Origin of the sequence: Candidatus Methanomethylophilus sp. 1R26 (genome assembly GCF_001481295.1) — an archaeon.
Classification (GTDB): Archaea; Thermoplasmatota; Thermoplasmata; order Methanomassiliicoccales; family Methanomethylophilaceae; genus Methanomethylophilus.
Window position 1 is genome coordinate 34,697 of sequence record NZ_LOPS01000011.1, and the last position, 13,400, is coordinate 48,096.

Consider the following 13,400-nt stretch of genomic DNA (forward strand, 5'->3'; position numbering starts at 1 on the left):
CGAATCACCTTGGTGTAAATGCCGGGGAGCGGCAGTCCAGCGCGCTCCCCGCGTCCTTGCCCGGGCACGGGAGCACGCATACGCGCCTCCCCTCTATTGTTCCGTCCAATGCACGCGCGCGATTTAATAACTTCGAACCTGCAGAGGCCATCATGCCCCAGGCCGCTCCCGGGTCCCCTCCCTGGGACCTGAGGATGTCTGCGGCGAGGGAGGCCTCCGGGCGGAGGTCCGGGGAGCAGAGCATCGCATTGTCGGTGCCGAGCGCCACCGTGCATCCGGCGGACAGCATCGATGCGAGCGGCGGAACCTTCCCGAAGAAGCGGTTGGAGCGCGGGCACGAGACTATCGGCACATCGGCGTCCGCGAACATCCTGAGGTCCCCTTCCGCCGCCTCGCACATGTGGACCGCGAACGCGGGTTCCAGGGAGAGCGCTTCTTCGGCATCCTCGCGGATCCTCTCGCTGAGGTGCAGCGCGAAGGGCTTTCCGGCCCTGCGGCAGGCGTCGGCTATCTTCTCGGCGTACCTGTTCCCGATGTCCGTGAGCGAGGATATGGCTATGCCGTCCGCCGACCCGAGGATGGCATCTATCTCGGATTGGTCGAACTCCCCGGAGACGGGCCTCCCGAGCACGATGGCGTGCGGGCAGGCGCTCTTGGCCATGAGAACTCCTTCCAGGCCCCCCTCGCGGAAGTCGATGAATCTCCCGATCCCGTTGGCGGCGGCCTCCGAATCGAAGCGCCCCATGCTGCCGAGCAGTTCGCTGCGCGGGGCCTCCCTCAGGTACCTGTGCTTGAGGCCGTCCGGAGGAGCGACGAGCTCTTCCAGGGTCATGCCCGGGCGGACCAGGGGTGCGGCGCCCGCATCGGCGCAGTGCGTATGGCCGTCGGTCATCAGCGGGACGATGATTCCGGACGCGTCCGGCTCCGCAGGGGGCCTCCCTTCGCCGGCCTCCGCGGCGATCCCGTCCTCGGCGAGGACATAGCCCTCGCGCAGGGTCCCGCCGTCGAGGAACCATCCTGACAGGCAAAGCATGCCCCTACACGGTCCCGCGGATATAAAAGCGGTGGGAACAGCGCGGACAGGGGGAAGGCATCAGGCCCAATAGGGCTTCTTGACGAACTTGTATGCCATCAGGCAGGCGGTGGCGGCCTCGCCGCAGCCCGTGATGATCTGCTTGTATTTCCCCGGGTAATCCACCACATCCCCGCAGGCGAATATGCCGTTGCGGTTGGTGCTCATGTCGACGCCGACCTTGATGAGGCCGTTCTCGGTGAGGTCGAGGCCCCATCTCTTGAGGATACCCAGATCGGCGGTGATCCCGATGTTGATGACGGCGAGGTCGGCGGGGATGGTCATCTCCTTCCCGTCCTGCTCGAGCGTGATGCTCTCGAGCCGGTCCTTGCCGTTGAATGATTTGACGGTGGCGTTCATGATCCTGCGGACGTTGCTCTCGTTCAGGTTCTTCACGTTCATCTCGTCCGCCCTGAACTCGGGCCGGCGGTGCACAATCGTGGTGTCGGTGACAGAATCGGCGATCAACGCCATTTCAATGGCGCTGTTGCCGCCGCCGAACATCACTACCCTCTTGCCGACCAGGTCCTCCTTCTGCGGGAGGATGTAGTCGATGCCTTTCCCGGTGAGCTCGTCCTCTCCGGGGGAGCCCATCTTCCTCGGGATGAAATCCCCCATCCCGATGGCTATGATGACGCTCATCGTCTCGTACTCGCCTTTGGCGGTCTTGACGATGATCTTCTGGTCGCCGTCGATGATGTCCTCGACCTTCTCGTTCTCCCTGATGTCGCATTCCATGCTCTCCGCCTGGGCGTAGAGCTTGTCCGAGAGCTTCCTGGCCTGAACTGTCTCGAATCCGGGGTAATTGTGTATTCCCTTCTCGGGATAGAGGGCGACGAGCTGTCCGCCTACTTTCCCGGATTCCAGAATGAGCGTGCTCATCATTTTGGATCTGGCGTAGATCCCTGCTGTGAGGCCAGCGGGGCCCGCGCCGACGATTACGACATCATAGACCATTGACGGCTCCATCGAGTCAGGATATAAAAGAATGTTGATAAACAGTTTAAAAAACGTGGAAAATGAAGCGGTTTCAAGAGTTTACAGGAACTAATCTACGAAATTCGTAGAAGTCCGTCTGAACCCGCCAAAACCGGCGCCCATTCGCAGTTCATAATGGATAAATATGTTGAACCAGATTCGTCGCGCATGATTGAAATCGATTACGGCAGCTTCGCCGTTGCGATCGTCGCCTGTGTCATCTACGCTGTTGCGATGTTCATCTTCGATCACAAGAAGAAAACGAAGGACTGACCGCCCTTTCCTGCCGGGAAAGACGGCAGGAAAAACAGATTACCATCCATTTTTTGATACCAATAGTGCCGGCGCTCTCCGGCACCTGACATGACTCCTGCGGATCAGCCGCTGTCCGGCCCGGAAACGCCGTCCGCCCGGCCGATGCCGCCGCCTATCTACCCGGTTTCGCGTAGCCTCCGAGTTTCATAGTCGAAAAACGACTTATATTCAACTATCATTTTGATAGTTAGGTGAAACAGATGGTTTCCATTCCCAAAGAGGTTCTCGACCTTCTGGCCGAGGGTGATGCAGTAAAATCGATCGCTACCGTTGACAAGTCCGGTCAGCCCCACGCCATTACCGCGGGCAGCATCGGGGCCCTCGACGACAAGACCATGATGATCAGCCAGGTCCTCGCCCACAGGACGTACGAGAACGCTGAGGAGAACAAGAAGGTCGCTTTCCTGGTGACCAAAGGCCTCAAGTCCTACTCGATCGACGCGGTCCTCAGGGAGACCGTCAGCTCCGGGCCCCTTCTGGACGGCGTCAACCAGAAGCTCGCTGCCATGCACCTTGTCGCTCAGAAAGTGCTCCTCTTCGATGTCATCGCGGTCTACCAGCAGGGCGCCAACCACGACGCCGGCAAGAAGATCGCCTGATCGTCGAGCAAACAAGCGGGCTCCGACCCGCACCTTTTTCTTCTCTCTTTTATTGCGATTGCGTTGCTGGCACAGACTGCCGGTGTTCCGCTCATCTGGTTTTTCCGGTTCATCCGTTCGCAGCATGCTGCGGACCGCATACAGGCTCATGCGCAGACTGCTGGGTCTTTGAAAAATATGGCAAAATAAGGAAGAGGTTTGGATGCGGCAGGGCCTCGGCCCTGCCAAGGATGTTCTCAGAACCTCCTGTGGTTCTCGGGCTTGTGCTTCTGGAAGCACTCCCTGCAGTAAACGGGGCGTCCCTCGGTGGGCTTGAAAGGAACCTCGCACTCCTTTCCGCAGTCGGAGCAGACCGCCTTGAAGAACTCCCTGGCTGGTCCCTGTCCCTGTATCCGCCGTTCCTGTTTCCCCTGTATCCGCCGTTGTCTCCGTAGGCCATGATATATTCCTCTTTTCTTTTTCCGGGTATTCTTTTACTCCTAACCTACTCAGCGGGTCCCGGGTATCCGAATGCCTATCCGAGTCTAACTGAAGGACCTTAAAATAAGTTGGCATGGAAATTAGGACGCGGTTGCGAACCCGTTCTCCGGGCGATTTATTTTAATCATGTCCCGCCATGAGCGTCCGAGATGTATGCCATACCGCCGGAGGACGACGTGGAGGGCGAGATAAATGAGCCCGGGAACGAGCGGACGCTCGACTCGGCCATCATCAGGATCTTCCCGGCGTTCGTCGTTCTCTTCGGGCTGATCGGCATCGCCGCGTTCATCGTTGCCTGGGACAGCCATTCCCTGGGTCAGTTCATCTATGCCCTCGGGCTGTCCTACGCGCTCGGCTTCGCCATCCTGGGTCTTCCCGCCGCCGTACTTTCCGGACCGAGGATCGTTCCCCCCTTCATCTCCGTCCCCGTGTCCTTCGCCGCGGCCGCGCTGATGGGCACGGTGCTGTGGTTCGTCTTCGGCGACGGGGGAGGAGTCGGTCAACGACTTCATCATGATCTTCGCCGAGGCCGTCGGGATGGACGGGGATATCTCCTGGGAAGGGGTGGTGGTCGGCATCTGCGTCCTCCTGGCGGCCGTCATCCTCGCCACCTACGGGGTGCTGGCAGTGGTCTGCGCATACTTCAGGAGGAACTACCACAGGATCCTCCTGTCGATGATGAAACCGGGGGAGTCCAAGCTCAAGAGGCGCTCCCTGTCCCTTTTCGCCGTCCCTGACATAATCGACGTCACCGACGTCGAACTGGAGCCGGAGGAGTCCGGCGGCTTCAGCAGGGATGTTTTCCTGAGGGTGTTCAAGTACACCGTGGGGACGGGGCTGATCATCGCCTCCTACCTCTTCCTCAACCCGGTCTTCCTGGACACCATCAACTTCACGGACATGATGGCGACCATGGTCCTGATCTCCCTTTTCATCACCGTCCTGGTGGTCCCCGTCAGCATCCTGCGCTCTCTGGGCGCCGAGGCGGTCTCGGCGGCGCCGCGCCCCTATGTCCTCTGGAAGGGCATGAAGGCCAAGATGTTCAGGTGGTGGCTCTTCGTCTTCCTGATGCTCACCCTCCTCTGGATATGCCTCTACACCGGAGCGGACACCGTCAGGATATTCTTCTCGTACCTGGGGTACATCGTCTTCGTGCTGTGCATGTCCGCAGTGAGCTCCTTCATCTACGCCAACACCTTCTACCGCGGCCTGAGGGACGGGATCGCGGACAGGTTCGCCGTCCTGCACCGGCGCAGGAAGGGATGACGGCCCTGCCGGGTCGCACTGGTTAAGAACAGGTATGCATTCCGCCATGCCATGGCAGACCCGGCATATGCTGCGATCACGAAGGCCAAGAACCAGGAGAGCAACGGCAACTTCGCCGGCGCGGCGGAGACGCTCGAGAACTACCTCGCCACCGATCCCCACTGCACCTCCCCGAGGCTGGAGCTCGCGCGCGTCTACCAGTACGGGCTGAAGGACACGAAGACGGCCGTCATGCAGATAGACATCGTCCTGGACCTCGAGCCCGACAACATCGATGCGCTCAAGATCGCCACCAGCATCAAGACCAGCGACAAGACCAAGATCGACGAATGCGAGGAGGAGTTCGAGCATCTGGGACATCTGCTCGCGGGCCGCAACGACCCCGTTGAGTTCGCCCAGGTCGCCGGCCTTTACGCGGTGTTCCTGCGCAAGCAGAAGATGGATTTCGAGAAATCGGCGGAATGGTACAGGAAGGCCATCGCTGCCGATCCCGACAACTACGCCTACCATCAGAACTACGCCGTCCTCCTCCTGAACGACCTGAAGGACTATCAGGCCGCCAAGGAGGAGCTGGAGACGGTCATGAGGCTCCGCCCCGGGTCGGAGGAGGCCAAGAAGAACTACGACCTCCTGATGCGCCGGAAGTTCGATAAGAACGGGAACCTGAAGAAAGGGCTGATGGACAGGATCAGGCGCCGCTGAGGTCTCGGCTCATCTCCAGCCGAAACGTTCCAGCATCGCCGACACGGAACGGACGGATTCCATGCACAGGGGGCATCTCTCGGCGAAGAAGTCGGAGAGGCCCCCGGTCTCCGGGAACTCCATCAGGCGGTTCCTGACCGCATTCGTGTCCAGGAGCTCCTTCAGCTTCCTGGCGTCCCTGCAGGCGGGCTCTGTTGTTTTCACTGCCTGGAACACGGGCGGGACCTCCCTGAGGTCGTGGTTCGTGAAGGGATCGAACGCCTCCCCCATCCCGGGGCGCGCCGAGTCCGCTCTCTTCAGCGCGGCGGCCGCTTTCCTGCACCTGATCCCGGAAAGGTCGGTGAGCCCGCTGAACAGGCCGATACCAGCCGGCCTGATGCCGATCTCCGATCCGTAGGCGTCCCTGGCGCGTCCGGAGCAGCAGGCGAGGGAGGCCCAGAGGGCCATCGCCGCGCCCGTGCCGCTGCCGGCGAAGGCCGCCCTCTTCAGGTCGAGGCGGTAATCGTCCGCCCTGGACTCCGCCCATCCGATGAAATCCCTCAGGCCGTCGAGCATCCCGCAGGCCCCGTCCTGCGCGGAGCGGCCGTAAAGGTCGACGGAGAACACGGCGCATCCGCGCTGGGCGATAGACGCGCACAGCTGGGGGGACGGGCCCCTCTGGAACCTGTCGAACGTGTAGTTGGGGAAGTAGATGACGGTCGGCCTCTCCCCCATGGTCTCGTCCGAGTAGAACAGGTCCGCCGCTCCGCCGCCGTAGTCCATGCCGGCGTGCGAGGTGATGGACGGGAAGAGCGTTCCCAGTCCCGAAGAGGCTTCCATGTTCCCGCCATCGGCAGGTATGTAGAAAAACCTGCGTCCGCGGAGCGCAGTGCAGGGGATTTTCCCAGCGTTATTACATAAAATAAGGGTCTGGCTGGAAATCTCTTTAAAGATAAACCGAAATAGGAAAGACCAACGGAGGATTATCAGAATGGAACTGAAAGGATCCAAGACCGAAGCGAACCTTCGCGCGGCATTCGCCGGAGAATCGCAGGCAAGCATCAAATACACCTACTTTGCGTCCAAAGCGAGGAAAGAAGGCTATGAGCAGATAGCCGACATCTTCATGGAGACCTCCGGGAACGAGAGGGAGCACGCGAAGATCTGGTTCAAGCAGCTCAACGGCGGGGACATCAAAGACACGATCTCCAACCTCAAAGAGGCCGCCGACGGCGAGAACTACGAGACCAACGTCATGTACAAGGACTTCGCCGAGACCGCGAAGGCCGAGGGATTCGACCAGATCGCCAACCTCTTCAAGATGGTCGGCGACATCGAGGCCCACCACGAGGAGAGGTACAAAGCGCTCCTCGCCAACATCCAGAACGGCGCCGTCTTCGCCAAGGACAAGGTCTACATCTGGAAGTGCAGGAACTGCGGGCACATCCACGTGGGCAAGGAAGCCCCCAAGATCTGCCCTGTGTGCAAGCACCCCCAGTCCTTCTTCGAGATCCAGGCTCAGAACTGGTGAATGCGGAACGGGGGCGCAATGCCCCCGTCTCCGAACGGCTGAAACTTTTCCTATCTATGCGCCGCGGTCTTCGCGGTGCAGAGTTCTTTCCTTTACTGTTTTGACAAAAAAACGGATGGCGGCAGCCGGGACTTCGTTTACCCAGACATAACCGCCGGAGCCTCCCCTCCCGGGCAGGGAGGGTTCGGCCCGCGCCGTTAGGTTCAGGACCCGAACGACTCTTTGCAGTTGCTTATCCTGTAGGTGACGTAGATCCCGCAGATCAGCGTTATGATGCCGAAACAGGCGAAGATGGTGGACAGGAGGCAGCACCAGAGCGACAGCTTGTATTTCTGCGCGCGGAAGGTGAAATGCCCCGATACGAGCGCCAGGGCCCCGGAGATGATCTCCGCCATGCTGCTGACGAGGATGATGTTCACGAAGTCGTTCCTGTCGAGCCCCATGTACTCCCCGTTCTCCCACAGCCCGGCATCCTCCAGGGCATCGATCATGGTATCGGCGCTCGACTCGCTCAGCACGGCCGAGTAGATGCCGTCGATCAGGGCGATGACCCCCCAGAGCAGGAGGAGATAGGCGGTGACGCGCCTGTAATCATTGAGCCAGCGGGCGTTCTCCGGGGCCTGCTGATATCCGGCCCCGGGGGACCAGTTCCCGGAAGAGGTGGCGTCGGGCTCGGCGGACGCTCCGCAGTAGGGGCAGAACTTGTCCCCGTCGGCTATCTCGCGCCCGCATTCGGTGCAGTATCTTGTCATTGTAGTGTTCCTCCGTCTCCGGCAGTCCGCGGGGAGGGCAGCAGCCCTCCGCCGCAGAGAGGTTCACTCCAGGTCTTTGCGGGAGTTCAGGGCCTTCTTGAGGATGGCGGCCTCATCGGGGGAGAGGGTGATCCCCTTGCCCATCTTGGTGCCGTCGGGGGACCATTCCCTGATGTCGTACTTGGGGTCCTTCTCGTTCCAGCTCACGAGGTTGAACTCCTTGGTCCATCCTTTGGAGGATTCGGAGAGCACAGCGATCTTCTCCACAATCTCGTATTTGAACTCGGTGGGCATTTCGATTACCTTGCCATCGGTATCCCTCTAATATTTTAAAATTAGTGGCATCCTGCGCAGGGCCCGGCCTGCACGGCGCATCCGGTGCAATCATTATAAGGCAGATGCCCGTTAGAAAGCGCATAGGGACGTTCAGGCGTCCCGGACGTGAAGCAGGCACATGGATTCTCTAACCCTCGCGATCCTGGTGGCAGTGATCGTATTACTTCTGGCATTCTCGGCGTTCTTCTCCGGGACCGAGACAGCGTACACCTCTGCTAGCACTGCGCGCCTGAAGAAGATGGCCGAGGACGGCGACAAGAGGGCCCGGAGGGCGCTCGCCAACATGGACAACTTCGACCGGCTCCTCACGACGGTGCTCGTCGGGAACAACGTCGTCAACATCGCGTCGTCCACCCTCACTACCTTCGTCCTTACCGAGATATACGACGCCGGGACCGCTACCATCATCTCCACTGTGCTGATGATCACTGTCCTGCTGCTGGTCGGGGAGATCACCCCCAAGACGCTGGCCAAGCACCATCCGGAGAAGATGGCCATGCGCAACGCCGGCCTGATGCACGGCATCATAGTCGCCCTGTCTCCGCTGACCTGGATCTTCCTCAAGGTGACCAACGCCCTCACCGCGGCGATCGGCGACGACGGCAAGAAGCAGCCCACCATGACCGAGGCGGAGCTCGGCGTCATGATCGACGAGATCCAGGAAGAGGGGCAGCTCGAGAAGAGCGAGAGCGAGCTGATCAAGTCGGCCATGGAGCTCGACGACAAGCCGGTGGAGGCCATCTGCGTCCCGAGGGTGGACATCACGGCGGCCAGCGTGAGCGTCAACGCGGAGGTCCTGAAGAACATCTTCGTCGATTCCGGGTTCTCGCGCATCCCCGTCTACGAGGGGAGCATCGACCGCATTGTGGGAGCGGTGTTCATCAAGGACTTCTTCGCGAAGTACACCTCCGGGAAGAAGTTCCGCGTGACGGACATCATCCGCCCGGTGAAGTTCGTCCCCAGGGACGCGAGCGTGGCGAAGGTCATGAGCGACCTCCAGAAGGCCAAGCTCAACATGGCGGTCGTCCTCGACGATTACGGGGGGACCGTCGGCATCGTGACGATGGAGGACCTGCTCGAGGAGCTCGTGGGGGAGATCTGGGACGAGAATGACACGGTCGATTACCCCATAAGGCAGGAGCCGGACGGCTCGTACGTGGTCGACGGGGCGGCCAACATATACGATGTCTTCGAGAAGATCGGCAGGTCGTTCGAGGACTCCGGATATGATTCCTCTACCGTAGGGGGTTATTTCGGGTATCGTCTGCAGAGGATACCCAGAGTAGGGGATTCGGTGCTGTTCGGCGACGTCCGCATGACCGTTACCGCCACCGGCGGGCGGAGGATAAAGGAGGTCAGGTTCGAGATCGTTCCGCCTGCTCCGGAGCTTCCTCCCGGGGAGCCTGAGAAGGAGCGAAGGAACCGAGGTAGTTCCTCATATTGGCGACCGCGATCTCCTTCTTCGCCGGGTTGGACGCGACCTTGCCGGTGATGGATATGACGTCGCCGTGATGGGCGATCGCCCATTCGCCCTGCACCGCCTTCTGCTTGTCGAGGCGGGTGTAGAACACGCAGTCGTCGTCGATGCGGTTCTCCAGGTCGGCCGTCAGGTCGGACAGGACCTTCTGCCCCAGAGATCCGAACACAGCATCCATCTCCTTCTGCCTCGAGGCCATGAACTGGAGGATGAGCATGCGGTTGCCGTGCTCCCCCTCGCTTATGTCCGTCTGGAACTCATCGGTGCCCACGAGCGAGGAGAACGTCTCCCTCACGAGGTCCTCCTTCTCTGTGGCATAGACGAACGCCTCCACCCTGAGCCAGTGGAACACGGAGTGCGTCATTCCTCTGCCTCCGGGCCTTTGATCCCCGAGCGGAGGACGGCGGCAAGCCCCTCCGGGTCCGAAGTGGTGACGGTGACGACGAGCCTGCCGGTCACCTTGACGGAGACCGCAGTGTCTATCCCGGGGCAGGCATAGGTCTTGAACCTGACCTTCTTGATGCCCCATCCGCTGTAGTTCCTCATGATGTCGATGTCCCCGGTCTTCACGTCGATGATGTCGGACAGCGGCACGGGGTACATCCTGAGGATCCCGGAGCTGAAGACGCGTCCTCTACACGTATCTTCACACTGAGCCAGCGGCAGAAAACGGCAACGAAGACAGTGATAGCTGCGGTGGCATAGAACATCCACCAGGGGGTTCCGCCCACATCGAGGGCGGCGCAGGCCGCGATGAATATGCTGGCAGCCGCGAAGACACCTACCATGAAGATGTAAGGCATCTGCTGGAATATCCTGTCATGCTCCTCGAAATCAGCGGACATCGGGTCTTAATCGGGTTCATTCGTTTTAATGTTACCAGGCGCAATTGTCTGGACGTCCGCCCGGAAATCGGGAATCTTTAAATACGATATCTCGATACAATGGCTGTTGGGCCCATAGCTTAGGTCGGTGGAGCGTCCGACTGATAATCGGAAGGTCATGCGTTCAAATCGCATTGGGCCCACTATCTCACTCTTTGACCGGTCTGTCTGTGATTTTCGCGGTCTTTGATTATTCTGACGATCTTCGGGGGAACTGATTCGGGCTGTACGTTCATCCGGACACGCCCGTTTCGATTATACTAAGACGGGATCTGCCGCCGGGCTGCATTCCGGGCATTGCCCTGTTCTCATGATCATGAATGAATATGCGGACGTCGGGCGGCAGAGGTTCCGGGACCGGGTCCGAAAGTGCATTTCTGTTAAGCAAAAACAGATTTTTCATGCCTCTGCGCCGAATGCACATGTTCGGGCATTAATTGAACATGTTCGTAACTTGTTTTATAGTTTTTTAAAGTATTATTTAATACTATCTACTAACATATATAAGTTGACCGTGACAATATCAATACCAAGAAGGGGCGAGGCCCCTCTAGGAGATTGGAAAATGGACTTCTACACAGCAGCAACAATCTGGATCTTCTCAGCGGTCGCCATCCTCGCGCTCAACGTTGTTGACGGACTTGGGCTCGTTGGTAACGCCATCATGGATGCGGCGATTCTCATCGCAGCGATCGGCTTCGTCGCGTACAAGCGCATGTATGAGAAGATGACCGACTCCGACACCGGATACATCGCCTACTGATCGGGCCATGTGTGTCGGGAAGCGGGCGGAAGCCCGCTTCAAACTTCTTCCTGTAATTTTATCAGTTTATGCGGCGGTGCAGGCCGGCGCTCTTCTCCGGATTGTCAGTCCGCAGGGATTGTCTGTACTGAATATCAGAAACCGAAGATTTCATCGACGGGGATGGAGGCCAGACGTTGTAACTGTTTCATAATTTCTGATACTGAGTAAGCAACTGCTTATATATCCGAAATAATAGAGCCTACGTTCAGGCTATCAGAGGCCTGTTCGGAGGAATGAAAACGGAAACAAAACAGAACGACTCGCGCAAAAAGCTGATTGTTCCTGTTGTCGCGCTCATGCTGTGCGCTGTGGCCATCCTCGGGATCGGATACGGCCTGACCAGCTCGTCGACAAATGAGAACAACCAGGTGAGCGGAACCGGACTCGTTGTCGATCTTAATAATGGAACAAAATCCCTCGGAGAAGGTGGATTTTTCACGAATTCCGCCCAGACGGCCATTACTTACACGTCGACTCAGTCAAATGGTAACTTCACTTACACTGTTTCTGGTGGAGAAATCGGTAAGGGAATTCTGAAGATTACCAGCACTGACACGACAAAGGCGACTGCCAAAGTCACTGCAACACTCTCGCTGCAGAATTGCGAAAAATCCAGTGCCTTTACATTCACCATGGATGGCAAAACTCTAACCCTCGATACGGCAACTGCACTCAATGATGTTACGCTGACGAGTGGAGAAGCTTCCCAGGAATACACCCTCATTCTGGGTGCCGGTGACACTAGTGCTAAGCCTGATGTGGCTTTCACCTACACCATCGTTTTCTCAGTGGATGTTAACTGATTGTTGAAACAAACCTCTTTCCCCCTCACGGGGGCATTGAATGAACATGAAAAACGGATTCTTTGTCCTGCTGAGCGTTGCGGCTCTTCTTTGCCTGTCTTATATGCCGGTGGCCGCAGCTTTGGAATCCGTCACTTCGGTATCTGGCAATCAGGTTACCCTGACGAAGGTCGCATCTGAGGTCAATTCCTCGTCCGATGTAGTCGATCTTCTCAATGAGTATAATCAAGATGGCTCCGTAACGTTCGTTGCAGACGAAAGCCGCACGGACGGCAACTACGGAGCGTACGTTACCAATGGGAATGGTGGCACGAATCTGGTCTCTGCGCTTGGCAGTGTTTCTCTTGAGGTGACCGTCCCTGCGGGCTATGCTTTTGCCCTCGAGGTGTTCATTGGAAGCTTTTTAGGCGTCAATATCTCATCTATTACGATGACACTTAACATCGACGGGACCACTTACAGCACTACTGTGAATTCGGCCAATAGCCATTGTTATGTCTATCTGGGACAGAATAACGGGGAAAAGGTGCTGATGACCTCAGAGAGTATTTCTGACGTTGTCTGGACTACCGGCGAGCATGACATAAAAATAACGTTCGACGGTACCAGGTATTTCTCCTCTCTTAAGGCCGAGATTGTCATGAAGAATTCCGATCAGACTTCGTCCTGAACAAAGTTCGGCGCCGCATCGGGAGTTGCCGCCATACTGGCTTTGAATAACGAAGCGATCAAAATCTTTCTGTATATGCTTCTGTGACGGGGTCCCATTGAAACCCATCTTACCTTTTCCTTGGTCCTGCGGAGCAGATCCAGTCAGACGCATTCAAAAAGATAGATTCCTCTCGGAATGCATGGACGGTAAACTCAGGCAGTAGTCTACTGATTCTTCTTAATGCAGAAATGCGCGATGATTCGAACCTCAAAGCGACTGCTAGGGTCTTTCACGATAAGTACAGAGATTTGAAAACGTCGATTATCGCAACTCATGCCATAGATAACAATGATCAGAGATTTTTCCCTATGATGTTTGAATTCTTCGTCTTCGCACATGTCAATTGTGCTAGTCACTCATCGGATGCAGAAGAGTAGATCCTGCGATTTCATTGTCTGGCTCTTTTTAAAAGTCATCAGGCAAGCATCGGATTACATAAAACGGTGAAAAAGGAATTATTCATGTCCGTTAATTATTCTCTGATTATAAACGCATGTTTAAAAATGTTTATTCGTCTAAATACAAAAGGAAAAGATGCGCGATCATCTATCAAACTGATGTTTTAGAATATATTAAAAAATACAGCAATTATCCAATATAACCATCATTTATGCATTTAATGAATAAACATTTTAATTTATCTTTCTGTTTTATATAAAGCTTCCGACTCATTTTTATTGTTCGTAGTACAAAGTACAGATAAAAAAGC

The 13,400-nt window shown here is 57.3% G+C and carries 17 protein-coding genes, 1 tRNA gene and 1 pseudogene; 9 read left to right on the forward strand and 10 right to left on the reverse strand.

Annotated features, from left to right (window positions below; translation table 11 throughout):
- Positions 1 to 4: 4 nt before the first annotated feature.
- Together AUQ37_RS02390 and AUQ37_RS02395 are read right to left on the reverse strand one after the other, a co-directional pair.
- Positions 5 to 1,033, reverse strand: a complete 1,029-nt coding sequence (locus tag AUQ37_RS02390) for a hypothetical protein (protein ID WP_058747256.1) — start codon at positions 1,031 to 1,033, stop codon at positions 5 to 7.
- Positions 1,034 to 1,093: 60 nt separating this feature from the next.
- Positions 1,094 to 2,041 (reverse strand): NAD(P)/FAD-dependent oxidoreductase, encoded by a 948-nt coding sequence (locus AUQ37_RS02395; protein ID WP_235584831.1) that lies wholly within the window; start codon positions 2,039 to 2,041, stop codon positions 1,094 to 1,096.
- 524 nt (positions 2,042 to 2,565) lie between these two features.
- On the opposite strand from AUQ37_RS02395, the gene AUQ37_RS02400 reads away from it, so the two are divergent.
- Positions 2,566 to 2,964 carry a pyridoxamine 5'-phosphate oxidase family protein gene (locus AUQ37_RS02400; protein WP_058747258.1) on the forward strand — a complete coding sequence of 133 codons (399 nt, stop codon included), beginning with the start codon at positions 2,566 to 2,568 and terminating at the stop codon, positions 2,962 to 2,964.
- A gap of 236 nt (positions 2,965 to 3,200) precedes the next feature.
- Here AUQ37_RS02400 and AUQ37_RS13400 read toward each other — a convergent pair whose 3' ends face one another.
- A complete protein-coding gene (locus tag AUQ37_RS13400; RefSeq protein WP_082662359.1) occupies positions 3,201 to 3,380 on the reverse strand; it encodes a CxxC-x17-CxxC domain-containing protein in 180 nt (59 codons plus the stop codon).
- 144 nt (positions 3,381 to 3,524) lie between these two features.
- Positions 3,525 to 3,959, reverse strand: coding sequence for a hypothetical protein (locus AUQ37_RS02405; protein ID WP_157844254.1), 435 nt, complete (start codon positions 3,957 to 3,959; stop codon positions 3,525 to 3,527).
- On the opposite strand from AUQ37_RS02405, the gene AUQ37_RS02410 reads away from it, so the two are divergent.
- Both AUQ37_RS02410 and AUQ37_RS02415 read left to right on the forward strand, forming a co-directional pair.
- Positions 3,958 to 4,710, forward strand: a complete 753-nt coding sequence (locus tag AUQ37_RS02410) for a hypothetical protein (protein ID WP_058747260.1) — start codon at positions 3,958 to 3,960, stop codon at positions 4,708 to 4,710. The genes AUQ37_RS02405 and AUQ37_RS02410 overlap by 2 nt on opposite strands.
- 51 nt (positions 4,711 to 4,761) lie before the next feature.
- Positions 4,762 to 5,412, forward strand: a complete 651-nt coding sequence (locus AUQ37_RS02415) for a lipopolysaccharide assembly protein LapB (RefSeq protein WP_058747261.1) — start codon at positions 4,762 to 4,764, stop codon at positions 5,410 to 5,412.
- 9 nt (positions 5,413 to 5,421) lie between these two features.
- On the opposite strand, the gene AUQ37_RS02420 is transcribed toward AUQ37_RS02415, so the two are convergent.
- Positions 5,422 to 6,231, reverse strand: coding sequence for an alpha/beta hydrolase (locus AUQ37_RS02420; protein ID WP_058747262.1), 810 nt, complete (start codon positions 6,229 to 6,231; stop codon positions 5,422 to 5,424).
- 151 nt (positions 6,232 to 6,382) lie between these two features.
- On the opposite strand from AUQ37_RS02420, the gene rbr reads away from it, so the two are divergent.
- Positions 6,383 to 6,922 carry a rubrerythrin gene (gene rbr, locus AUQ37_RS02425; protein WP_058747263.1) on the forward strand — a complete coding sequence of 180 codons (540 nt, stop codon included), beginning with the start codon at positions 6,383 to 6,385 and terminating at the stop codon, positions 6,920 to 6,922.
- Between the two features lie 203 nt (positions 6,923 to 7,125).
- On the opposite strand, the gene AUQ37_RS02430 is transcribed toward rbr, so the two are convergent.
- Together AUQ37_RS02430 and AUQ37_RS02435 are read right to left on the reverse strand one after the other, a co-directional pair.
- Positions 7,126 to 7,674 carry a zinc ribbon domain-containing protein gene (locus tag AUQ37_RS02430; protein ID WP_058747264.1) on the reverse strand — a complete coding sequence of 183 codons (549 nt, stop codon included), beginning with the start codon at positions 7,672 to 7,674 and terminating at the stop codon, positions 7,126 to 7,128.
- A gap of 63 nt (positions 7,675 to 7,737) precedes the next feature.
- A complete protein-coding gene (locus AUQ37_RS02435; protein ID WP_058747265.1) occupies positions 7,738 to 7,968 on the reverse strand; it encodes a YdbC family protein in 231 nt (76 codons plus the stop codon).
- Positions 7,969 to 8,128: 160 nt separating this feature from the next.
- On the opposite strand from AUQ37_RS02435, the pseudogene AUQ37_RS02440 reads away from it, so the two are divergent.
- Positions 8,129 to 9,319: pseudogene (locus tag AUQ37_RS02440) on the forward strand (hemolysin family protein); the annotation flags it as partial.
- 46 nt (positions 9,320 to 9,365) lie between these two features.
- Here the strand turns inward: AUQ37_RS02440 and AUQ37_RS11950 are convergent.
- From AUQ37_RS11950 to AUQ37_RS02455, 3 genes are read right to left on the reverse strand one after another with little or no spacing between them, the layout of a single operon-like run.
- On the reverse strand, positions 9,366 to 9,851 hold the full coding sequence (locus AUQ37_RS11950) for an RNA-binding domain-containing protein (RefSeq protein ID WP_082662355.1): 486 nt from the start codon (positions 9,849 to 9,851) through the stop codon (positions 9,366 to 9,368).
- Positions 9,848 to 10,081 (reverse strand): hypothetical protein, encoded by a 234-nt coding sequence (locus AUQ37_RS02450; protein WP_058747267.1) that lies wholly within the window; start codon positions 10,079 to 10,081, stop codon positions 9,848 to 9,850. Before AUQ37_RS02450 ends, AUQ37_RS11950 begins: the two co-directional genes overlap by 4 nt.
- Positions 10,054 to 10,332, reverse strand: a complete 279-nt coding sequence (locus AUQ37_RS02455; RefSeq protein ID WP_058747268.1) for a hypothetical protein — start codon at positions 10,330 to 10,332, stop codon at positions 10,054 to 10,056. The genes AUQ37_RS02450 and AUQ37_RS02455 overlap by 28 nt, the downstream gene beginning before the upstream one ends.
- A gap of 108 nt (positions 10,333 to 10,440) precedes the next feature.
- On the opposite strand from AUQ37_RS02455, the gene AUQ37_RS02460 reads away from it, so the two are divergent.
- From AUQ37_RS02460 to AUQ37_RS02475, 4 genes are all read left to right on the forward strand, one after another.
- Positions 10,441 to 10,514 (forward strand) — tRNA-Ile (locus AUQ37_RS02460).
- A 422-nt stretch (positions 10,515 to 10,936) separates the two neighbouring features.
- Positions 10,937 to 11,134, forward strand: coding sequence for a hypothetical protein (locus tag AUQ37_RS09860; RefSeq protein ID WP_157844255.1), 198 nt, complete (start codon positions 10,937 to 10,939; stop codon positions 11,132 to 11,134).
- A 275-nt stretch (positions 11,135 to 11,409) separates the two neighbouring features.
- The gene (locus AUQ37_RS02470; RefSeq protein ID WP_058747270.1) at positions 11,410 to 11,979 is read left to right on the forward strand and encodes a hypothetical protein; all 570 of its coding nucleotides are present in this window, start codon (positions 11,410 to 11,412) and stop codon (positions 11,977 to 11,979) included.
- 40 nt (positions 11,980 to 12,019) lie between these two features.
- The gene (locus tag AUQ37_RS02475) at positions 12,020 to 12,649 is read left to right on the forward strand and encodes a hypothetical protein (protein ID WP_058747271.1); all 630 of its coding nucleotides are present in this window, start codon (positions 12,020 to 12,022) and stop codon (positions 12,647 to 12,649) included.
- The last annotated feature ends 751 nt before the right edge of the window (positions 12,650 to 13,400 follow it).